The 21,150-nt window shown below is 65.7% G+C and carries 23 protein-coding genes; 16 read left to right on the forward strand and 7 right to left on the reverse strand.

Annotation, left to right across the window (positions count from 1 at the left end):
* Positions 1 to 94: 94 nt before the first annotated feature.
* On the forward strand, positions 95 to 1,024 hold the full coding sequence (locus tag ACZLIB_RS12200; protein WP_049401502.1) for a LysR family transcriptional regulator: 930 nt from the start codon (positions 95 to 97) through the stop codon (positions 1,022 to 1,024).
* A 34-nt stretch (positions 1,025 to 1,058) separates the two neighbouring features.
* Positions 1,059 to 1,754 carry an HAD family hydrolase gene (locus ACZLIB_RS12205; RefSeq protein WP_049401501.1) on the forward strand — a complete coding sequence of 232 codons (696 nt, stop codon included), beginning with the start codon at positions 1,059 to 1,061 and terminating at the stop codon, positions 1,752 to 1,754.
* 7 nt (positions 1,755 to 1,761) lie between these two features.
* On the opposite strand, the gene ACZLIB_RS12210 is transcribed toward ACZLIB_RS12205, so the two are convergent.
* From ACZLIB_RS12210 to ACZLIB_RS12225, 4 genes are read right to left on the reverse strand one after another with little or no spacing between them, the layout of a single operon-like run.
* Complete coding sequence (locus tag ACZLIB_RS12210; protein WP_049461076.1) at positions 1,762 to 1,992, reverse strand: hypothetical protein; 231 nt, start codon at positions 1,990 to 1,992, stop codon at positions 1,762 to 1,764.
* Positions 1,989 to 2,414 (reverse strand): VOC family protein, encoded by a 426-nt coding sequence (locus ACZLIB_RS12215; RefSeq protein ID WP_121503347.1) that lies wholly within the window; start codon positions 2,412 to 2,414, stop codon positions 1,989 to 1,991. The genes ACZLIB_RS12210 and ACZLIB_RS12215 overlap by 4 nt, the downstream gene beginning before the upstream one ends.
* Before the next feature lie 10 nt (positions 2,415 to 2,424).
* Positions 2,425 to 2,886 (reverse strand): helix-turn-helix domain-containing protein, encoded by a 462-nt coding sequence (locus ACZLIB_RS12220; protein WP_285302054.1) that lies wholly within the window; start codon positions 2,884 to 2,886, stop codon positions 2,425 to 2,427.
* The gene (locus ACZLIB_RS12225; protein WP_478467717.1) at positions 2,883 to 3,809 is read right to left on the reverse strand and encodes a LysR substrate-binding domain-containing protein; all 927 of its coding nucleotides are present in this window, start codon (positions 3,807 to 3,809) and stop codon (positions 2,883 to 2,885) included. The genes ACZLIB_RS12220 and ACZLIB_RS12225 overlap by 4 nt, the downstream gene beginning before the upstream one ends.
* 91 nt (positions 3,810 to 3,900) lie before the next feature.
* On the opposite strand from ACZLIB_RS12225, the gene ACZLIB_RS12230 reads away from it, so the two are divergent.
* From ACZLIB_RS12230 to ACZLIB_RS12245, 4 genes are all read left to right on the forward strand, one after another.
* A complete protein-coding gene (locus tag ACZLIB_RS12230) occupies positions 3,901 to 4,941 on the forward strand; it encodes a hypothetical protein (protein ID WP_049401496.1) in 1,041 nt (346 codons plus the stop codon).
* Positions 4,938 to 5,819, forward strand: coding sequence for a TolB family protein (locus tag ACZLIB_RS12235; protein WP_478467719.1), 882 nt, complete (start codon positions 4,938 to 4,940; stop codon positions 5,817 to 5,819). The genes ACZLIB_RS12230 and ACZLIB_RS12235 overlap by 4 nt, the downstream gene beginning before the upstream one ends.
* 62 nt (positions 5,820 to 5,881) lie before the next feature.
* The gene (locus tag ACZLIB_RS12240; protein ID WP_478467720.1) at positions 5,882 to 6,424 is read left to right on the forward strand and encodes a GFA family protein; all 543 of its coding nucleotides are present in this window, start codon (positions 5,882 to 5,884) and stop codon (positions 6,422 to 6,424) included.
* The gene (locus tag ACZLIB_RS12245) at positions 6,417 to 6,725 is read left to right on the forward strand and encodes a DUF6958 family protein (RefSeq protein ID WP_049401493.1); all 309 of its coding nucleotides are present in this window, start codon (positions 6,417 to 6,419) and stop codon (positions 6,723 to 6,725) included. Before ACZLIB_RS12240 ends, ACZLIB_RS12245 begins: the two co-directional genes overlap by 8 nt.
* Here ACZLIB_RS12245 and ACZLIB_RS12250 read toward each other — a convergent pair whose 3' ends face one another.
* Positions 6,726 to 8,081 carry a sigma 54-interacting transcriptional regulator gene (locus tag ACZLIB_RS12250; protein ID WP_279911845.1) on the reverse strand — a complete coding sequence of 452 codons (1,356 nt, stop codon included), beginning with the start codon at positions 8,079 to 8,081 and terminating at the stop codon, positions 6,726 to 6,728. It lies immediately after the preceding gene.
* 398 nt (positions 8,082 to 8,479) lie between these two features.
* Between ACZLIB_RS12250 and ACZLIB_RS12255 the strand changes: the two genes are divergently transcribed.
* The 6 genes from ACZLIB_RS12255 to ACZLIB_RS12280 all read left to right on the forward strand — a co-directional run bounded on the left by ACZLIB_RS12255 (position 8,480) and on the right by ACZLIB_RS12280 (position 13,890).
* Positions 8,480 to 9,010 (forward strand): hypothetical protein, encoded by a 531-nt coding sequence (locus ACZLIB_RS12255; protein ID WP_164079503.1) that lies wholly within the window; start codon positions 8,480 to 8,482, stop codon positions 9,008 to 9,010.
* Entirely contained in the window at positions 9,007 to 9,624 is a 618-nt protein-coding gene (locus ACZLIB_RS12260; protein ID WP_049401490.1) for a hypothetical protein, read from the forward strand. The genes ACZLIB_RS12255 and ACZLIB_RS12260 overlap by 4 nt, the downstream gene beginning before the upstream one ends.
* 43 nt (positions 9,625 to 9,667) lie before the next feature.
* Positions 9,668 to 10,984, forward strand: coding sequence for a hypothetical protein (locus ACZLIB_RS12265; RefSeq protein ID WP_012511147.1), 1,317 nt, complete (start codon positions 9,668 to 9,670; stop codon positions 10,982 to 10,984).
* A 99-nt stretch (positions 10,985 to 11,083) separates the two neighbouring features.
* Entirely contained in the window at positions 11,084 to 11,788 is a 705-nt protein-coding gene (locus ACZLIB_RS12270; RefSeq protein ID WP_032127221.1) for a C39 family peptidase, read from the forward strand.
* A 13-nt stretch (positions 11,789 to 11,801) separates the two neighbouring features.
* Positions 11,802 to 12,551 (forward strand): hypothetical protein, encoded by a 750-nt coding sequence (locus ACZLIB_RS12275; RefSeq protein ID WP_478467722.1) that lies wholly within the window; start codon positions 11,802 to 11,804, stop codon positions 12,549 to 12,551.
* Positions 12,552 to 12,597: 46 nt separating this feature from the next.
* A complete protein-coding gene (locus ACZLIB_RS12280; protein ID WP_032127219.1) occupies positions 12,598 to 13,890 on the forward strand; it encodes a transporter in 1,293 nt (430 codons plus the stop codon).
* 12 nt (positions 13,891 to 13,902) lie between these two features.
* Here the strand turns inward: ACZLIB_RS12280 and ACZLIB_RS12285 are convergent, their stop codons facing one another.
* Entirely contained in the window at positions 13,903 to 15,258 is a 1,356-nt protein-coding gene (locus ACZLIB_RS12285) for a ComEC/Rec2 family competence protein (RefSeq protein WP_478467724.1), read from the reverse strand.
* 222 nt (positions 15,259 to 15,480) lie between these two features.
* Between ACZLIB_RS12285 and ACZLIB_RS12290 the strand changes: the two genes are divergently transcribed.
* The 4 genes from ACZLIB_RS12290 to ACZLIB_RS12305 all read left to right on the forward strand — a co-directional run bounded on the left by ACZLIB_RS12290 (position 15,481) and on the right by ACZLIB_RS12305 (position 20,188).
* Complete coding sequence (locus tag ACZLIB_RS12290; protein ID WP_279911851.1) at positions 15,481 to 16,620, forward strand: SPFH domain-containing protein; 1,140 nt, start codon at positions 15,481 to 15,483, stop codon at positions 16,618 to 16,620.
* A gap of 20 nt (positions 16,621 to 16,640) precedes the next feature.
* Complete coding sequence (locus tag ACZLIB_RS12295) at positions 16,641 to 17,993, forward strand: TFIIB-type zinc ribbon-containing protein (RefSeq protein ID WP_478467726.1); 1,353 nt, start codon at positions 16,641 to 16,643, stop codon at positions 17,991 to 17,993.
* Positions 17,990 to 18,247: a hypothetical protein gene (locus ACZLIB_RS12300; RefSeq protein ID WP_032127215.1), complete on the forward strand. Its 258-nt coding sequence runs from the start codon at positions 17,990 to 17,992 to the stop codon at positions 18,245 to 18,247. Before ACZLIB_RS12295 ends, ACZLIB_RS12300 begins: the two co-directional genes overlap by 4 nt.
* 276 nt (positions 18,248 to 18,523) lie before the next feature.
* Positions 18,524 to 20,188 (forward strand): tyrosinase family protein, encoded by a 1,665-nt coding sequence (locus ACZLIB_RS12305; RefSeq protein WP_478467728.1) that lies wholly within the window; start codon positions 18,524 to 18,526, stop codon positions 20,186 to 20,188.
* Between the two features lie 53 nt (positions 20,189 to 20,241).
* Here ACZLIB_RS12305 and ACZLIB_RS12310 read toward each other — a convergent pair whose 3' ends face one another.
* On the reverse strand, positions 20,242 to 21,138 hold the full coding sequence (locus ACZLIB_RS12310) for a tyrosine-protein phosphatase (RefSeq protein ID WP_197615906.1): 897 nt from the start codon (positions 21,136 to 21,138) through the stop codon (positions 20,242 to 20,244).
* Positions 21,139 to 21,150: the final 12 nt, after the last annotated feature.

Below are 21,150 nucleotides of genomic sequence, written 5' to 3' on the forward strand. Positions count from 1 at the left end.
GGAAGTGCGCCAGGAAAGTCTATTGACGCAAGGAGGTGTTCAGTGACGGGATATTGTCGATAAACTGAATCCATAAATTCCCCAATTGACGCATATGACCAGCTACAGTGCGGCGCGCCTGCAGGGCATCAGTGTGTTCGTCCAGGCCGTGGACGCCGGCAGCTTCACCGCAGCCGGCCTGCGCATGGGGCTGAGCAAATCGGCCGTTGGCAAGAGTGTGGCCACGCTGGAGCGGCGACTGGGCACCCGGTTGCTGGATCGCACCACGCGCAGGCTGGCGCTCACTGTCGAGGGCGCCGAGTTCTACCAGGTCTGCCGGCGCATCCTGGCCGAACTGGACGAAGCCGAATCCAACGCAGCGTCGCGGCGGCAAGAGGTTTCCGGCCTGTTGCGGGTCAGCCTGCCGGTAGCGTTCGGGCAGCGCTGGGTGATGCCGGTACTGATCGGACTGGCGCAACGCCATTCGCGGCTGCAGCTCGATGTCAGCTTCACCGACCGCAGGGTTGATCTGCTCGAGGAAAACGTCGATCTGGCCGTCCGCCTGGGGCCGCTTGACGACAGCAGCTCGCTCTCTGCCCGGGCGCTCGGCCGCCAGCATGCCGTGATATGCGCTGCACCCGGATACCTGGCGGCACGTGGCGTCCCGGTGCGCGCCGAGGATCTTGCCGGACACGACTGCATCACCTTCGGCCGGCAGGGGCACGCGCTGCCCTGGACGGTGCCGGACGGCTCCGGCGGGCTTGTCCAGCACCGCATTGAAGGGCGCCACCGCATCAGTGACGGCGATGCGCTGCGTAGCGCATTGCTGGCCGGGCTGGGCATTGCAGAAGCGACCACCTGGCTGGTGGGGGACGCGCTGCGCAGCGGCGCACTGGTGGCCGTATTCCCTGCCTCGGGTAGCGCGGGCGCGCCCCTGCATGCGCTCTGGCCTACCACCCGCGACCTTGCTCCCAAGGTGCGTGCCGCAGTGGATGCGCTGGTCGAGGCGTTCGTTCCGTCTCCACCGTGGGAAAATACCCGCTGATCGCCCCCATGGCTGTTGTTTCAAGGAGCTGTAGATGTCCCGTTTCCCCTTCGATGCCGTGCTGTTCGACTGCGATGGCGTACTCGTTGATTCCGAGCCGCTGGTCGCCCGCGTGCTTTCGGAAATGCTGACCGAGCGCGGCTGGCCGCTGACCCCGGCGCAGGCCGGTGAGGTGTTCCTGGGCCAGTCCGTGGCCCATCTGGCCGGCCTGATCGAAGAACGCACCGGCAAGCCGTTCACCGAGGAATGGCTGGAAGAGTTCCGCCAGCAGCGCAACCGCGCGTTGGAACGTGACCTGGTTGCCATCCAGGGTGCGCCCGAGGCGGTGCGTGCGATCGCGGTGCTCACCGGCGGCCGGATTGCCTGCGCGTCCGGCGCCGATCTGCACAAGGTGAAGCTGCAGCTGGGCAAGGTCGGCATCCTTGATGCCTTCGGGGCCCACGTGTTCAGCGGCCAGGACATGCCGCACACCAAGCCGCATCCGGATGTCTATCTGGCCGCCGCCGCTGCGCTGGGCGTGGACCCGAAGCGTTGCGCGGTGATCGAGGACACTGTTACCGGTGCAACGGCCGGTGTGGCCGCTGGCGCAACCGTGTTCGGCTTCAGTGAAGGCGGTCCGCACCACAGTACGCCGGAGGCCCTGCGTGCGGCGGGTGCACAGGTGATCTTCCAGCGCATGGAAGACCTGCCCGCCCTGCTTGCCGCCCATGCGGTCGACGCGGTCGCCTGACCTTGCCTCAGCCCGTAGCGCCGAGTGCGGCGCTGCGGCGCCTTCCGGCGTAGTGCAGCACGAACAGGTAAAGGCCGGTGAACAGTTGCAGGAACAGGGGTGGCAACGGCGAGTAGGTGAGCCACGCCGCAGGCTCGCCCTGTCCCATCGCGCGCACTACGAAGTTGGCGATCACCGCCAGGGTGAACACGATCGAGGTCCAACGGTGCACGGGCCGTGCCCAGCCACCGCGGCTCATTGCCGGCGCCTCGTCTCGGAGCGGGCTTCGATCATCTTCCAGCCATTGCCTGATGGATCGCGGAATCCGGCGTCCACGGCGCCATAGCGCTCGATCGGCTCCTGGGTGAATTCCACGCCCAGCGCCAGCCATTGCGTGTAGCACGCCTGGCAGTCATCCACGGCCAGCACCAGCGGCGGCATTGCGCCCTTGGCCACCAGCTGCTGCAGCGAAAGCGCGGTGGCCGCATCGTGGGTGGGCGGGCCAGGCACGAACAGGCCCAGCTGGAAACCGTCCTGGCCCGGGCTGCGTACCGTCAGCCAGCGGTAGCTGCCGTTGCGTACATCGGTATGCACTTCGAAGCCGAGCTTGCCGACATAGAACGCGAGCGCCTCATCCTGGTCGCGCACATACAGGCCGACCGTGTTCACAGTGTTCGTCATGGGACCTCCCTCAGGTGGGGTCCACGTTAGCAACCGCCTCGCGGCGACGCTTCTCCAAAACTGCGATCTTAAGGTCCGGTCGCTGTGCGGCACGTGCGTGGCATTCCGGCACGCTGGCCGACGCCGCCTGGCCTGCACGCTCACGCTCACGCACATTGCCCGGGCTGTCACCGGTGATGTCACGGAAGATGCGGCCAAAGGTGCCCAGGCTGCTCCACCCGGTCTGCACGGCGATTTCGGTGACCGGCATGTCGGTGTCACGCAACATCGCCACGGCCCGTTCGATGCGGCGGCTGAGAAGATACCGGTGCGGCGGCAACCCGAATGCCTGCTTGAACGAGCGGGCGAAGTGCGCCGGCGACACCGCACTGACCTCGGCCAGGCGTGTGACTGGCCATTCCTCATGGCTGGCCCGGTCCATCCGGTCCTTGGCACGCAGCAGTCGTCGCAGCAGTTCGGGGCTCTGGTTCACGGCGTCACCGCTTGCGCCAGATGATGGCGTGCTGCGTGCCGTGCCTCGGCGGCCTGTTCGACCACCCAGTCACGGAATGCGATGACCTTGGCGCTCCCACTCCGCGCCGAGGGCGCCACGAACCAGAAGCTGCGACCGTCGCTGGCGACACCCGGATGCGCCTGCACCAGGCGCCCGCTCTCCAGCTCGGCCTGGAACAGGATCGGCGAACCGATGGCGATGCCCTGCCCTGCGATCGCGGCACCGACATCCAGATGCTCGACGGCGAAGGGCGTGACCAGACTCCCTGGTGCCGGCGGTGGAAGGTGCCCGTGCGCGGCGAACCACAGGGCCCACCAGTCCGGCCGACCGAGCAGGGGAATCTCCAGCGCGGTGCTGCCCAGCCCACGGGCCGCCGGCAGCAGCGCCGGCGCACACAACGGCATGAAAACGCTGGGGAACAAGGGCGTGGCCTGCAGCCCAGGCCACTCGCCATGCCCGTTGCGGATGGCGGCATCGAAGTGGCCGGCGGCAAGATCCTGCGGCTCTGCCGACAGATCCAGTTCCAGCAGGAGCAGCCGATGGCGGGCGCGGAACGTACCCAGCCGCGGCGTCAACCAACTGGTGCCCAGCGTTGGCAGTACGGACAGGCGCAGTCGCTCCGCATCCATGCCAGCGGCGCGCATGAAGCTGGCGCGTAGTGCGTCGAATGCCCGGGTGGCTTCCTGCGCGACGCTGGCACCCACCACCGTCAGTTCCACGTGCTGTGCGTGGCGCAGGAACAGGCAGGTACCGGTCTGGGCCTCCAGCCGCCGCACGTGATAGCTCACCGATGCCGCAGTGGTGTCGAGCTCCTCGGCGGCACGCGCGAAGCTGCCCAGCCGCGCCGCCGCCTCGAAGGCGCGGATGGCGGCAAGCGATGGCAGCTGGCGTTGGGTGACCATAAGTGTGGCTTAGCCTGAGCCCCGATATCTGCGTGGTCAATCCCCTTCGTACCCGCAACGATGGAGGCACCTTCGGTAGGGGATCACGCATATGGATCGACGGCAGTTCCTGGTCACCCTGGCCGCCACGGCCGCGTCCACCACCCTGCCCTCCGGGTGGGCCCTGGCCAGTCACAGCGAAGACTGGAAATGGTTGCAGGGCACCTGGCAGGTCCGGCACCAACGCCTGAAGGAGCGGCTGGTGGGCGATACCCGCTGGGAAGCCTTCACCGGCGCCAGCGCGGTCTGGCTCACCCTGGGCGGGCTCGGCACCATCGATGACAACGTCATGGCACTGCCTTCGGATCCCTACAGGGGCCTGGGCGTGCGTGCCTTTGATCCGGTGTCTTCCACGTGGTCGATCTGGTGGATCGATGGCCGCAATCCTGCCCATATCGAAGCCCCCGTACGCGGCGGTTTCAAGGGCGATGCCGGCAGCTTCCGCGGCACCGACCGGATCGACGGACGCCCCATCGACGTGTGGTTCCGGTGGCACGCCATCCATGGCGAGGAGCCGTGGTGGGAACAGGCATTCTCCGACGACGCCGGTGCGCACTGGGAGGTGAACTGGCGCAACTGGTTCCGCCGCACGGCTGCGGCCCCCTCGCCGCTTCCGAAGCTGCCGGATGCACCGGGCGATTTTGATTTCCTGGTGGGCCATTGGAACGTGCGCCATCGTCGCCTGCGCGCCCGGCTGGCAGGCAGCGATGCGTGGGACGCGTTCAACGGCACCCTGCACAACTGGCCGGTACTGGGAGGATTCGGCAACGTAGGTGACAATCTGATGGACGTGCCAGGAGCGCCGCTGCGCGGCATGGGCATCCGCGCCTGGAATGCGGCTGAGCGGCACTGGCTGAGCTGGTGGCTGGATGGCCGGGAACCGACCCGGATCGGTGCGCCGCTGCGCGGTGGTTTCGAGGCCGGTGTCGGTCGCTTCTTCGGCGAAGACCAGCACGACGGACGAGCGATCCAGACGCGGGTGATCTGGTCACGCATTACCCCGCGTTCGGCGCGCTGGGAACAGGCGGCCTCGACCGATGGTGGACGCAGCTGGGAAACCAACTGGGTCAGCGACTTCGAGCGACAGGCATGAAGGCGCTGCTGGCCGTGATGCTGCTGGTGTCTGCGTCGCCCTGCGCGTCTCCATCCAGGGTGCTGCAGATCGTCGGCCCGGCCGAGCGCTTTGCTCCGGGCATTGCATCCACGCAGTACGATGAGATTCGACTGACCTTGAGCCCGGACGGAAAGACCGCGCTGTGGTTCAGCCGCAACCGGCCCGGCGGTCCGGGCGGGTATGACATATGGGTTTCGCGCCACAACGGCCAGCGCTGGCGGCCGGCGACGCCGGTGCCGTTCAACACGCCGGGACGTGACTTCGATCCCGCCTTTTCCGCCGATGGCCGCGCGGTGTATTTCTGCTCGGATCGAGCAGGCGGCCAAGGCGGCGACGATCTGTATCGGGTCAGCGTCGGGAGCGACGGCCGATTCGGGGAACCGGTCAATCTTGGCCCCGCAGTGAACAGCGCGGCCGATGAGTTCGCGCCGATGCTCTCACCAGACGCAGCCACGCTGCTGTTCTCCAGCAATCGTGCAGGCGGTGCGGGTGGCCATGACCTCTACGTCGCAGCGATGGTCCGTGGCGTGGCGCAGCCCGCGCGGCCGCTGCCCGGAGACCTCAATACCTCGGCGCAGGAGTTCGATGCCACCTTCCTCGGGGATGGCCGTACTGTGGTCTTTGCCCGCGCTCTCGACTTCGGCAGCGCACCGGTGAGCCAGTTCATTGCCTACGAACGTGGAGGCCGTTATGACGCGGGCCATGTATTGCCCTCGCCCTTGAACGAGGCGTCCAGCGACAGCTACGGCGCGATACTGGATGGCTCGCAACCCGGCACGTTGACCTATTCGGCGCGGCGTGCGGACGGTGCAGGGTTGGACCTGTACCGCATCCGCTACCGGATGAAGCGCCCTTGAAGGCGGATGTTGTCGATTCCCGGCGCCCCGGTTCGTCGAGAGGATGAATACCCCAGGAGAAAATGCAGATGCCCTCCCATCAGTCCCTTGCCTGCGCCTGCGGCCAGGTCCGCCTGACCGCCACGGGCCAACCCATTGCCACCGTCGAATGCTGCTGCGAAAGCTGCCGCAAGGCCGGCTCCATGCTGCAGTCGCTGCCCCGAGCACCCGAAGTACTGGGCCCGCATGGCCAGACGCTTTTCGTAATGCACCGCAAGGATCGCGTCAGCATCGATGCCGGACATTCCATGCTGCGTGCGTTGCGCTTGTCCAGCAGGGGCGGCAGCCGCCGCGTCCTGGCGGGCTGCTGCAATACGCCGCTGTTCCTGGAGTTCATGGGCGGCCATTGGCTGAGCCTGTATGGCCTGTTGTGGCCCGTATCGGCAAGACCCGTCGTGGAGATGCGGACGATGGTCAGTGATCTTCCTGATGCGTCTGTCCTTCCGGACGATGTGCCGAACCTGCAGACCCGGTCGCTGCGGTTCCATGCACGGTTGATGAAGGCGTGGATCGCCATGGGCTTCCGCAGCCCACGCATCGAAGTCGCGGGAGATAGCCATGTCTGAGCCGGAGCGGATCGAGATCGAGAGCATCACCACGCCCGGGCACATCCAGCGCGTGGATCGTGCCAAGTATCTCGCCATGCGCCATGCCTTGCTGCAGACCCTGCCTGCGAAACCGCCAGGGTTGACCGTTGCGCAGGCCAAGCAGGCGCTGCTGCCGCACCTGCCCACCGCCCTGTTCCCGGCAGGCGCCACCGCCGGCTGGTGGTTGAAGGCCGTGCAGCTGGACCTGGAAGCCAAGGGTGTGATCGAGCGCGTCACGGGCAAGCCGTTGCGCCTGTTCAAGCACCTGGCGGCCGGCTGATCAGCGCTGCGCAGGCAGCTCCAGCCGGTGCTTGCGGCACAGGCGATACACCGTCACCCGCGAGATCTGCATCTGCCGCGCGCACTCGGAAACGTTGTAGCCGGTCTGGCGCAGGGTCTGCAGCAGCACATCGCGCTCGGCCTGGCCCCGCGCATCGTGCAGCATCGCCCCAGGCAGGACCGCCACCGATGCGCCCAGCTCCAGGTCACGCTCGCTGATCAGCTCGCCCTCGGCCATGATCGCTGCACGCTGCACACGGTTCAGCAGTTCGCGTACGTTGCCGGGCCATTCGAAACGCCGCATGGCCTGCAGTGCGGCCGGCGCAAAGCCGCGTGCACGCACGCTGTGGCGCTGCCGGAAACAGCGCAGGAAGTGTTCGGCCAGCAGCTGCACATCGGCACCGCGCTCACGCAATGGTGGCATGAGCAGGCGCAGCACGTTCAGACGGTAGTAGAGATCGCTGCGGAACCGGCCCTGCGCCACCGCGTGTTCCAGTTCCACGTGGGTGGCAGCCAGCACTCTCACATCCGCCCGCAACGGCTGGCTGCTGCCGACGCGCTCGAAGGTGCCTTCCTGCAGTACACGCAACAGGCTGGTCTGTGCCTCCGACGGCAGGTCACCGACTTCGTCCAGAAACACCGTGCCGCCGTGCGCGGATTCGAACACGCCGATCTGCCGCTTGTCGGCACCGGTGAACGAGCCACGTTCGTGGCCGAACAGCTCCGACTGCACCAGGTTGGCCGGAATCGCACCACAGTTCACCGCAATGAAAGGCCTCCCAGCACGCCCCGACAACGCATGCAGCGCATGTGCGGCCAGTTCCTTGCCTGTACCGGTTTCGCCGGTGACCAGCACCGGCAGCTCCACCGGCGCGAACTTGTGCAGCACCGTGCGCACCGCATGCAGCGCAGCGCTTTCACCAATCAATGCGTGCGGTCCCTGCCCGCTGCAGGTTGCGTCGACAGGCGGATCATCTGCGTCGAACTGCTGGCGCATTGCGCAGACCAGATCCTGCAGGCCGAACGGCAGCGTGAAGCGGGCACGGCATCGCTGCAGCAACGGCAGCCAGGCCGCTGAAGCAGGTCCGGCACCCGGTGGCAGTACCGCCAGCCAGGGTAGATGCTGGTGCTGCTCGATCCACGGTACCAGCAGCTGCAGCGCGACCGCATCGAGGTGGCGCAGATCGAGCACGGCGAGCAAGCGATCGCGCCCGCGCAGGCCAATCGCCATGGCGGGATCGGGACGGATGCTGCGCACATACCAGCCTGCTGCCGCCAGCGCACTGCGCTCGTTCGCCAACGGCTCGCCAAACCAGAGCACGCAACGTGACGTTGAAGCCTCCGGGACCGCTGCCATGCTTCCCCCAGCATCCGGACACCGTCGGCGGACTGTCAGGCAATCACCGGCGTGCCGCCCCCCCCGCCGGGACCTCTACGGCCACCGGGGCGGCCTTTGTTGGGCGGATCCTAGCGCTTCCCTAAACGGCGGCGCAATGAGCAGTGCGTCAAGAAATTCCTGGCTGAAGCGGCACCGTTGCAGACCGCGACGCCACCTGTAACACGGATGCGACAGTCGCCCGCGGCCCTTGCCCTGCGGTGCCTGGGGCTTCGAAATCCCAACAATTCCACGACGTGCCTGTAACAGCGTGGCAGCAGCCCGGTCAGGTGCGGCACGGTGCCGACATTGGCCGGTGGGCACTTCGAAGTTGGCACGGTTGATGCGTGGTTCCGCCGCACCCATCGCGGGAGATCGGCATGGACGGCTCCACCCTGATTCGCGGCCTGGCCGCAGCACTGGCAGTGGCCCTGCTGTCGGTTGGCGCGGGCGCATCCGCATCCGGCGCCCGCCAAGGCGTGAAGGCACAACCGGGCGAGATCGTCCTGCTGCGGGATGTATCTGCACGCCCGGCATATCGCATGGCACCGCCGGGCATGGCGCTGATTGCCGACCCGAAGCCGCAGCGCGAGATCGCCACCGCATTGGGTGCCGGCGGCACAACAACCGGCATGGACGAGTTGAGCGATGAGGACTATGCCGGCATGGGCGCCGGCCAGGCCGCGTCCATCGCGGCGCCGGGTGGTACCACCGTTGAACGGGTCACCCAGCAGGCCCTGGGCGGCACGCTGGGCCGCAGTGGCGACGGCATGGTCGGCAGCAATCTGGGGGGAGCCATGAGTGGACCGCTCGGTGCGGTCGGCAGCAGCACCCGCGGTATCGCCGATACCGTGCGCGGCGCACTGGCCCAGTTCCCGCTGCAGGGCACGGCCCCGGCAGGTGGAAAATGAAGGCGCTGCACGGGTTGCTTCTGCTGCTCGCTGCCGCGCCCTGGGCGACCCGGGCCGATGACTACAGCGGCATGCTCGCCTATCTCGACGTGGCCCGCATCGACGGCCACGCACTTGCCGGAACGAATGGCGCCATCGCCGTGAACCAGGCCGCCGGCGACCTCAACGTGCAGGCCAACCTACGGGGTATCGCCAAGGGTGATCGCGCCGACGTCGCGATCAATGCGCGGCAACTGCAGCAGGGCAACCGCATGCTGTCCGGGCCGCTGCAGGCCACTGCATTCATTGGCGGTGACGCACTGGCCGGTGCCAGTGGCATCGCATCCATCAACCAGGCCAGCGGCATCGCCAACACGACGCTCAACGTCGTCAGCGCGACGCTGGCCCGACAGGGCATACGCGAAACCGACGATACGGCCTTGGCCGCCGAGGGTTCCGTGTTGGCAGGGGGGCGGGACGACACCGGTCACGGCGTCGCGACGGGCACCCGCAGCGCAGGTGTAGCCAGCACCGCACTGCGGGGATTCGACGGGGTCCTGCAACTCAATCAGATCGCGGGCAACGGCAACGACACGGCCAACGTATTGGGCCTGGTCGTGCAGGACCGCCCGTGACAACCACCCAACCGATGCACCACCTGATGAGAGAGAGGGCACCATGAAAGCGACCGTCAAACAGACCATGCTCGCCATGGCGATTGCCACTGCCTCGACCGCCGCTGCGGCCAATGGCTGGGACAACCAGAACGCCAACGCGAACATCAATCACAACCACACCGTCAGCGAAACCCGCAACGACACCCACAACCACACCGACAACGACGTACGCAACCGCACCGTCAATGTCAATGTGCAGAAACACAGCAACATCCAGGCCGACGAACGCAAGGAAAAGAACAACCACGGCGTCGACGTGAACCTGGAGAAGGACCTGCGGCTGAGCACCGACATCAATTTCTCCGGTGACCCGAACATCACCGGCGACATCGACCTCGACTCGGCGGCCATTGCCGTGATCGACAACCGCCAGTCGATCAGCAACAACGCCACCAGCAACAGCCTGGTCACCAACAGTGCTTCCATCGGTGACAGCGTGGGTGCCGGCGCCTCGGGCAATCTCGGCTTCAACGTTGTCTCCGGCGACAACAATGCGCAGGACAATGCCGCGTCGCTGTCCGCTGCCGACGCGTCCTTCAGCTTCGGCATGGCCGACGCCGAGGTGTTCGTCAACCAGGCCGGCTTCGGCAACGCCACCATGAACTCCGGGGTCACCAACGCCGCAGGTCTCGGCGGCAACGCCTTCGGTGGTGCCTCGGGCAACATCGGCGTGAACATCGCCTCGGGCAACAACAACGAGCAGAAGAACGCGCTCGCGGCCTCGGTAGCGACCACCGCGGTGGCGCAGTCGAGCATCAGCTCCAACCAGGTCTCCACCGGCAACACGGTCAGCAATGCCGGCTTCGTGCAGTCCTACACGGATACCGTGCAGGTCGGCATGCGTGGCGGCGTCAGCGGCCTGACGCTGGCCTATGGCGCGGGCACCTACCGCGGCACCGGCAACGCCTATCAGATGGCCAACTACTATCTGGATACATGGAATGGCGAGCTGCCACATCCGGGTGGCAACAGCACCGGCCACATCGACCTGGACAACGAGATCCAGAACGCCACGATGAACCCCAACCGGCCGGGAGTGGGCGGCCTGGGCTTCGATACGCGTGAGAGTGGCACCAGCCAGTTCGTCGAACTGGGCGTGGCCGATCTGTACGCCAGCCTCAGCGGCACGGTCAGCACCACGCGCTGGGTGAACGTCAACGCCACCAACACCTCGGCGTTGTCCGGCAGTGCCTTCTCCGGCGCCTCCGGCAACATCGGCGTGAACGTTGCTGCGGGCACCGGCAACCTGCAGGCCAACAGCCTGGCCCTGGCCGTCGCCCAGCCCAGCACCGGCGGCGGTGGCGGCAGCGGCGAGTAAGCGCAACACCCCGGCCGTCCGCCAATGGCCGGGTCCCCGGGAGCCCCTGTTCCTCCTCCCCCTTGGGACAGGGGCTCCCCCCTGCTGCCGGAGAACGTGATGATCCGTTGCCGCCTCTCGATGCGCCTGCTGGCGATGCTGTTGCTGCTGGGTACTGCCTCCGCGTGGGCGGGCGAGGTGCGCTTCAGCGGCGTATTGCCCAATGGCGCGTTGCTGCAGCAGAAGGTGGAGAGCATGCAGGAGCGGCGCTACCGCAACGTGGTGCGGCAGCACACCGATTACAGCTGCGGGGCCGCCGCGCTGGCCACCATCCTGCGCCACGCCTACCACCTTGATACCGACGAGGCGACGGTGATCGAGGGAATGATGGGGGTCTCCGATCCCGCTCTGGTAGCCGAGCGCGGCTTCTCGCTGCTCGACATCAAGCGCTACGTGGAATCGCTGGGCATGCGTGGTCGGGGCTACCGCATCGATGAAACACGACTGCGCACCCTTCGCGTGCCAGGGCTGGTGTTGATGGACGTGCGCGGTTTCCGCCATTTCGTGGTGCTCAAGCAGGTGCGCAACGGCATCGTGGAAGTGGCCGACCCGATCCTGGGCAACCGCAGCCTGGCCCTTCCGGAGTTCCTGGCCGCCTGGCCATCGCGCGCGGTCTTCGTGGTGATCGGCAGCGACTTCGATCGCAACACCGCTCTTCTGCAACCCAGCGAACGGCCAAGCGCCCGCGCGCTCTACGCGCGGCAAGGGCCGATCACCGACGCCGAACTGGTCGACTTCGGCTTCAGCCACGCCGACCTGTTCTGAAGGAGGTTCGACCATGTTCCGCCAACCGATGATGATGGCTCTGCTGCTGGCCTTCCCTTCCCTGCCCCTGCAGGCGGCAGAGGGTGCTCCCGGTCGCGGCCTGAAGGAAATTCCGGACCCGGAACTGAGCCTGATGCGGGGGCGCTACACCGTGGGTGGCAACAACGTTGCCTGGTTCGGGGTCACCATGGTGTCGCAGTGGCAGGCCAGCAACGGCGCGACGCTGCAGGGCAGCCTCACCCTGGGCATGGACTTTCGTGGTGGTGGTGCGCCGAAGCTGAGTTTCCAGCCCAGCGTGCATGTCACGGCAGCCGATGCGCCGCTGCCCGATACCCACGGACGCAGCATCGACAGCAGCGGCCTGGCCAACGCCAGCGGCCTGGTGCAGAGCGTGCAGGTGGCCGGCGATGGCAATGTCGCGCGCAACGTCACCACGCTGACCGTCCGCGAGGGTGGCGTGCCAGCCGTTCTCTCTGATGGCGCAGGCAACGTCACCGCGCAGCAGGCCGGCGCCAGCGCGACCACCGTGCTGGAAGGCAACCAGGCACGCCTGCTGCTGCAGGTGGATGGCCAGGGGCTGGTGCAGCAGTGGATCCGCAATGGCAGCGTCGGCCAGGGTATCGCCCTCGCCGGTGACGGCCAGATCGCCAGTAACCAGCTGCGGCTGGAGCTGGTGCGCAACGCCGTGGGCAGCAACCTGCCGTTGAGCCAGAACGTGGCCCAGGCGATTGCGTTGAACCGCGGCATGGGGCCAGGCCAGTAACAGGGCGTGGCATTGGGGGAAACGCTCCACAACGCAGGACACCAACATGCACACCCTGATGAGGATCACCCCGTTGGCGCTGGCGGCGCTGGCGGGAACCGCCCTTGCCGCACCGCCGACGTCCGACGATGGCGCTGACGTGCAGGCCCTGGCCAACCAGCTGGAACAGCTGAAGGCCAACTACGCACAGGAAGTGCGGCGGTTGCGCGAACTGGACATGCAGGTCCAGGCCATGCAGGCGCGCTTGAGCGGGCGGGTTGGCCCGGTCACAGCCCCACCGGCCGCGCCATTGGCGCAGGCGGCCGCCGCCGCGGTCCCTCCGAGCAGCGAGGGCTACGCCAGTACCGCCGCCGAGGCACAACAGGCCAAGCAGGAGTCGCGGCGCAGCGTGGACGACGTGAAGCAACAGCAATCGGCCCTGTTCTCCCGCCGCTTCACCATCGAGAACAGCCTCACCTACGCCCGCTACGACCGCAAGCAGCTCACCCTCAACGGCTTCCTCGCGCTGGACGCCATTTTCCTCGGCAATATCGCCATCGAGAACGTGGAGTCCGACTCGCTGACCTACAACGTGGCGGCCCGCTGGGGTGTCAGCCCGAACCTGACGCTCAACCTGGACGTGCCCTACCTGGCCCGGCGCACCGTATACCAGAAGGGCGGCGCCGGCGGAGCAGCGGCCGCCATTGCACAGGAAGAGACCAACGGCAACGGCCTGGGTGATATCGGCCTCAGTGCGAACTACCGGTTGTTCGGCGAACGCGGCTGGCGCCCTGAGACCGTGCTTACCGCCGGCGTCACCGCCCCCACCGGGCGCGCACCCTACGGCCTGGACTGGAAGGTGATCGAGCGCGATGACGACGACTACATCCGCTTCGCCGTGCCGCGCGAGCAACCCACTGGCAATGGCGTATGGCAGGCCAACCTGGGCCTGTCGATGGTGAAGACCGCCGACCCGGCCATCCTGTTTGCCAACATCGGCTACGTGCACTCCATCCCGCGCGGGTTCAACGACATCGACAGTAATCCGGACACGGTGAACCCGGGCGATGTGAAGCTGGGCGGCTCGGTGTACTTCGGCGCAGGCGTGGCCTTCGCATTCAACGAGCGGACCAGCCTGAGCCTGTCCTTCAGTGACCGCATCAGCGCCCGCGCTTCCACCCGCTTCCAGGGCGGCAAGTGGATGAAGGTAATCGGCAGTGATGCCAACGCGGCATCACTTAACCTGGGCGTGACCTATGCGCTGAACCAGCACACCACGCTGGTGACGCTGCTGGGCATCGGGTTGACCCCGGATGCGCCGGACTTCACGTTGGCGTTCAAGATTCCGTACATGTTGTAGCCAGCTGGAGTCCTATTGCACGTGCGGCAGGCAGATCTGCGCAGAAGTGACAACTCCACATCCACATTCTGGCTGGGTTCCAGCGAGTGGAATGTACTTGTGGCCATGAACGTTGCCGCATCGGCCACAGCTATGTCTTGCATCCGTGCGAGTTACGAACCAGCCGTTGTTCAGCGCATCGGCGATGGTTTGGTCATGGGGCACGCTCGGGTAGGCATTCTCATATGTCGAGAGGACCATGCGACCTGGGCCCCGCACATTTGGTGTCGCTCCGAACTGGATGCATCCGCCGTGGTGTGGAGCGACTACTGCAGTTACACCAACGAAAACTCCTGGGGCAAATGAGCCGTAGTCGGCATCACCACACAACACGGCGGCGGAATGTGCAGAATCAACCCTGAGTGCCAGCGAGCTGTTGTTCTTCAGGTAGCTCTGGGTGTTCGGTGAGCCGGCGGAGGGCGAACAGGACCATATTCCGATGCTCGCCCCTTGAATGTGGACACTCCCTTCAGGCCAGACGAAAAGTGAACCATTACTCGCTAGCGTCCGCAGGAAATGAATGTGGCTTCCCCAGTACAGAACACCCTCTGGCAGACGGACAATCCACTTCCTTTGCAGGGCACTATCGCGATACTTCGGGGCTGTTTTCCAGTACTTTTCTGTTGAGTCCCAGGCTGCCCGACCGGACTCCACAGCAAACAGCCAATGGTCCTGATCCAGATGAGAGAGCACGACTGGTTCAGCATGATTGAACGCAAGCGGATTGAAATTGACAAGCAGTGGTTTGGTTCTGGCCTTGAGCCCAATCGGGCGGCCGAAATCAAAGAAGAGGCGAGGATGTTCGTTGCAATCGACAACCGCGTTGAAGTTTGCCTGGCCTACATCATAGATCGCGATGCCATGGGGTGCTCCCGCTTCTGCATTCTTCAGCAGTTTTCTGATGCCAGCCTCACTTGCAGGCTTGCCGACGGAAAACCTGCCTATTGTTCCGCAGACCTCAACATCTTGAGGCGACATCTTCTCAATCGTCATGAACAGCTGCTCTCGCTCGCCGTCACCACGATCGTCCAGAACGGCCGTTGACACCGGGATCGCCCCGATGGAGGGAGTATCGGAGAGTGTGATCAGCTGGATCGTCTCATACAGAGGCTGGTCGGATGGCCCCCTCCCCTCTTCCGCATATGCCAGCAGGAAATCAAGGGAGGGGAGATCCGCCCCTGACTCCAGATAGTTCTTCGCTCCATCTACCGGAATCGCATCAATGAGCAACGGCGCCCCTCGATCTTCTTCGCCTTCCTCTGGCTCGTTCAACGGTTCAATAAGCGCGTAGTACTGCGCACTACGCCCTTCGGATATGTGGCGTTGCATGCTCTGCACCCTCCTTGGCTAGACCCGACACAGCGTCGGCTGGGACGTCATTGCCCCTCCACCGATTAGGCCCGGAGTCGGCGGCAGAATCAACGACCGGACTATTACAGAGGTTCCACGGTGCCCATTCACCCACCGGCACCACAGCCGCCCCCGGCCACTGCTATATTCAGTCCAGCTCGGCAGGCATGGTGCCTGCCCTCGAATCACAGGGAGTTGGTCATGGGTCTGGTACAGGCGGTGAAGGGTGCGGTTGGCGGTGTGCTGGCCGACCAGTGGAAGGACTTCTACACCGTGCCGGCGGGCCTGCCGTCCACGGCGGCCCTGTTCGCTGCGGTGCCGCAGGGCACCAATGCCGGCCGCGGCTCCAACACCAGCGGCTCGTCCAACATCATCACCAATGGCTCGAAGATCATCGTGCCGGAGGGCTATGGCCTGCTGCTGTTCCAGGACGGCGCGATCACCGCGTTCGTCGCCGAACCGGGCGGCTACGAGTGGCGCTCTGACGACCTGAACTCGCAGTCGATCTTCGCCGGCGACGGCCTGGTCAGCACCTTCATCAAGCAGAGCTGGGAGCGCTTCAAGTTCGGCGGCCAGCCGGGCTCGCAGCAGGCAGCCTACTTCGTCTCGCTGAAGGAACTGCCGGATAACCGCTTCGGCACCCAATCGGAAATCTACTGGGACGACGGCTTCCTCAATACCCAGGTCGGCGCGGTCACCCGTGGTTCGTACACGCTGAAGATCGTCGACCCGATCCTGTTCGTGAAGAACTTCGTACCGGCCAGCTACCTGCAGCCGGGACAGGTGTTCGACTTCACCGATCTGGACAACGCCGCGGCCAGCCAGCTGTTCAATGAAGTGGTCGGTTCGCTGGCGCCGGCCTTCAGCCTGTATACCAACGACCCGAGCAAGGGCAACCGCATCACCAAGCTGCAGCAGGACTCGCTGGGCTTCGCGCAGAGCCTGTCGGCTGCGGTCGAACAGGGTTACCAGTGGAAGTCCGACCGTGGCCTGGCCATCGTCAGGACCGCTATCGTCTCGATTGAATACGACGCCAATACCCGCGAACTGCTGAAGACTGTGCAGCGCGCCGATGCGTTGTCCGGTTCGCGCGGCAATTCCAACCTGCAGGCCAGTGTCGCCCAGGGCATCCAGTCGGCCGGCGAGAACGGCGGCGCGGCCGGCCTGGTCGGCGTCGGCATGGCCTCGGGCATGTTCGGAGTGGGTGGCATGCAGCAGCCGGTCACTCCGGCCGCGGATGACCCGGTCGCCAAGCTGAAGAAGGCCAAGGAAATGCTGGACCTGGGCCTGATCACCCAGAGCGACTATGACGCCCTGAAAGCCAAGGCACTGGGCCTGTAACAGCAGGACGCACAACGAACATGTCCGATCCCCGAAACGGCCCACCGCCGCTGCCCGGATCCGCGCCCGCGACGCCGCCGCCCTTGCCGGCGGCGTCGTTGGATGGGCCCGGTTCGCCGCAGGACGTCCCTCCCCTGCCCGGCAGCTTCCCGCTGGACACCTCGAAACTGCCACAGGCCATCCGCGATGAAGTGGAAGCGCCCGATCCTGTGGCCATCCATACTTCGGCCAGCGAGCTGAAGGACGGCCTCAACCGCTGCCCGAAGTGCGGCGCCACCGACATCCGGCCCAAGGCCGGTACCGATATCCTGGTCTGCCTGTACTGCCGTCACGAATGGCATGGCGCACGCGTCGAGGAGGAGTTCGGGCTGGGCGAGGCCATCGACCAGCTGCGCGGCACCGTCATCGCCTCCGGCGCACGCGACATCGATGCCGACACCTCGGCGTTGATGACGTTCAAGTGCACGGGCTGTGGCGCAGAAGTCACGGTCAACACCGAAAGCACGATGACGGCGCGCTGCCACTGGTGCCGCCACGTCTTCGGCGTCAACGAGCAGATTGCCAATGGCGCGGTACCCGATGCGGTGCTGCCCTTCCACATCAAGAAGGACGATGCGGTCGCGCGCATCCGCCAGTTCGTCGACAAGCGCCGGATGTTCGCGCTGAAGGCGTTCAAGGACCAGTTCACCCCTGAAAACGTGGTGGGCGTGTTCCTGCCCTACATGATCGTCGACAGCAATGTCAGCGCTGCGGTGGCCGGCAAAGGCGAGATCAAGACCCGTGAATACACGGTCGGCAGCGAGAAGAACAAGCGCACCCTCTACGACGCCGATGTCTACCAGGTCGAACGCCAGGTCGATTTCACCGTCGACGATCTTCCGCTGGAATCCTCGGCCGAGCGCGGCAACCTGGATACCCGCGCCAACACCAACAACATCATCAACACCATCCTGCCGTTCGATACCAAGAACGCGGTGAAATGGAACGCCTCCTACCTGGCCGGCTTCACTTCGGAGAAGCGCAACCTGGATGTGGAAAAGCTGCGGCCGCGGCTGGAAGACCAGCTGCTGTCGATTGCCCGCGCACAGGTGGAAGGCTCGGTGAAGCGCTACAACCGCGGCGTGCGCTGGGAGCAGGAACAGCTGGAGGTGCATGGCACCCGCTGGGTGTCGATGTACCTGCCGGTCTGGCTGTACTCGTACCATCAGCCTGGCAAGAACGGCGGCATGCTGCACTACATCGCGGTGAACGGCCGTACCGGCGAAACCATGGGCAGCGTGCCCGTGCAGCAATGGAAGATGCTGCTGGCGGCCCTTGCCACCGGCACCGTCATTGAAGCCCTCGCAATTGCCTTCCTGGTGGCATCGACATGAGCGACGACAGTGGCCTCTGGCTGTTGGCGGCAGGTCCGGCCGGCGCAACCGCGCTGTACTGGGCGCTGTACCGCTATTACCGCAACACCGACAAATCGCATTCCTTCGAGCACGAGACCGAAATCGAGGCGCAGCCCGTGACCGGTTCAGACCAGCAGGTGGGCCGGGTCACCGGCACCGAGGAAAAGCGCATACGCGGTGACAACGTGTACGAGTACCGGAAACGGGTGGCAAGGGTGAAACCCGACCAGTAGAGCCAGGCCATGCCTGGCTGATCGACAACGCCGCAACGACGACGGTGAACAGCTTCAGCCGGGCAGATGTGTACGCGCCTGCGACTGTGGCCTGCTTCGCAGATCAGCTCTGTTTGCCATGCCTATACTACCGCCACTTCCACCCCTGCCATCGTTGCACCTGCCGGTGGAAGCGGCGGGGCTGGATGTCCCCGTCGGGCCGGCCGCCACGCTGCCGCCGGTCCTGCCAGTGATTTGTAACCCAACGCGGTTCAACCAATCACCAGGGGGAAGGCTATGCGCTACACACGTCGTGATTTTCTTGCCACCACCGCCAGCGCTTCATTGGCGTCACTGGTGGCGCCCGGGGCCTGGGCCAGCGGTGCTGAGCCGGCCGGCAAGGCCGCACAGGCACGCTACCACCGCTACAACGTCACCAGCCCCGAAGGCCAGCGCATGCTGGCCAGCTACGCGCGTGGCATCAAGGCCATGCTGGCATTGCCGGCAGACGATCCACGCAACTGGTTCCGCAACGCTTTCGTGCATCTGATGGACTGCCCGCACGGCAACTGGTGGTTCTATGTCTGGCACCGGGGCTATGTCGGCTACTTCGAACAGACCATCCGTATGCTCAGCGGTGATCCGCAGTTCGCCATGCCCTACTGGGACTGGACCGAGCTGCCACGGATTCCCCCGGCGATGTTCGACGGCGTATTGACGCCCACTGACAGCGCCTATGCGCCGTATACGCGCAACCTGGCGGTCTTCACCCGGTTCATGCGCCCGGCGTTGCAGCGCTACTGGGACACGCTGGATGCAGGCCAACGCGGCCAGCTCAAGTTCCGCGGCTACCTCACTGCAGACGATGTCTGGAACGATGTGACCGGCTACAGCGTCGCGGAAAAGACCGGCATCTCGGGCAATGCGGCCTATGCGATCACCTGCGGCGCCCGCTACCTCTGGCGCGAGAATCCCGGCTTCGATGCAAAGACCGCTTCGGCCGTGTCTCCCGACACCATCCACGCGGGGCTGTCGCCGGTCGAGTTCTACAACGACGATGTCAGCCGCAGCTTCACCAGCTCGCGTACGGCCTCGCACGTGGTGCAGCCTGACGGCGCCACGAAATTCTCGGTACTGGAAGGATTCCCGCACAACAAGGTGCACAACTGCATCGGTGGCGTCGGCGCGGTCGATCCCGGCCCCTACGGCAACATGACCAACTTCCTGTCACCACTCGATCCGATCTTCTACCTGCACCACGCCAACATGGACCGCCTGTGGGATGTGTGGAACCAGCTGCAGCAATCCCGCGGCAAGCCGATCATGCCCGTCAACGTCGACCAGCGGCGCCAGTTCATGAACGAACCGTTCCGGTTCTTCGTCGATGCACAGGGCAAGCCCGTTGGCGAGCGTCCGGCCAGCGCGTTCTTCTCCACCACGGCCTTCGACTACGACTACGTCTACGCGCGCCGCAACGACATGCTGGAGGCGGTCACGCTGCCAGCAGCTGCCGGTGCGGTGCGGCTGGTGCGCGGCACACGCTCCGATGGCGCCGTCCGCGTGGCTGTCCCCAATGAGGCGGTGCGCGCGCACCTGACCACATCGGGCCCGCGCCAGTTGATTGCCGAAGTGACCCTGGAGCGACCACGCGGTTTGAACAATACGCGCGAGTTCGACGTGCTGATCAACGCACCGGCGGGCACCGCCTCCGTGGCGGCCGACAGTCCGTACTACGCCGGTACCGTATCGTTCTTCGGGCCGACCATGGCCGGGATGGATCACAGCCACCCAACCACGTTCGCGGTGCCGCTGCCGCAGAAACTGGGGGCCCTGCAGGCACTGAATGCCGCCGATGGGGGAACGATCACGCTGGAGATCCGCCTGGTCGCATCGTCCGGCCAGGCACCGCAGACATTCCCGGTACTGGATGCCGCCATCCTGGTAGCACCGCAGCAGCCGTGATGACGCACGGCAGGTGCCGGGCTGTCCGGCACCTGCCTTCAGCCTGGCAGTCTTCAGCCGGCCTGCCCCAGCCGCACCTTCAACTGCTGGATCTCCTGCTCGCTCACTCCGATCGACTTCAGGTACCCTTCCGCACCACCATACTGGCTGTGCAACGCCGCCAGGAACTGCTCCATGTTGTCCGGTGCGGTACCGGCCATACCGGCCATCTTGCGGGCGATCTCGGGGTTCTGCTTGACCAGCGCCATGATCTGCGCGTTCATCGCGCTGTCCTTTGGCTGCCCTTCCAGGTAGTGCGCGGAGATCGCGTAGTTGTGCACGATCTCGGACTTCGGCACGCCGGCCAGATCCAGCAGCAGGCCAGCGATGATGCCGGTGCGATCCTTGCCGGCCGTGCAATGGAACAGCACGGCACCGTCCTGCTGCGCGGCGATGCGCTGGAACACCTGCTTGAACTGCGGCTGGCTGTGGCCCAGCCACTGCACATAGGCTTCGCCCAGCGAATCCGGGAAACTGGTCATCATCTTCTGCAGGTCCATCTTCTCGGTGCCCATCAGCGAAATGCGCTGGTAGGCAAAGCGATCATCCCTGGCCAGCAGGTCCGGCGACTGCGCCTCTTCATCGGCGGTACGCAGGTCGATATCCAGCTTCACGCCGGCCGCGGCCAGGGCATCACGGTCGGCATCGGTGAGGCGGCCGAGGTCTGCGGTGCGCACGAACGCATCGGCCGGAATCGGACCGTGGCGGCCCTGCAGGCCGGCGAAGGTACGCACGTTCCAGGCGCCCTGCAGCGGGATCACGCGCTGCGCATCGGCAGCGACGGGCTTCACGTTCGCAACGGCCGTCGGCTTCGCGGCGGCGACCTGCGGCGCATCAGCGGCAGCAGCCGTCGCAGCCATCGGCAGGCTGAGCATCAGGGCCAGGACAAGTTCGGTAGAGCGGTGCTTCATGGAATTCTCCGT

The sequence above is a fragment of the Stenotrophomonas sp. 220_Sma genome (assembly GCF_056487375.1).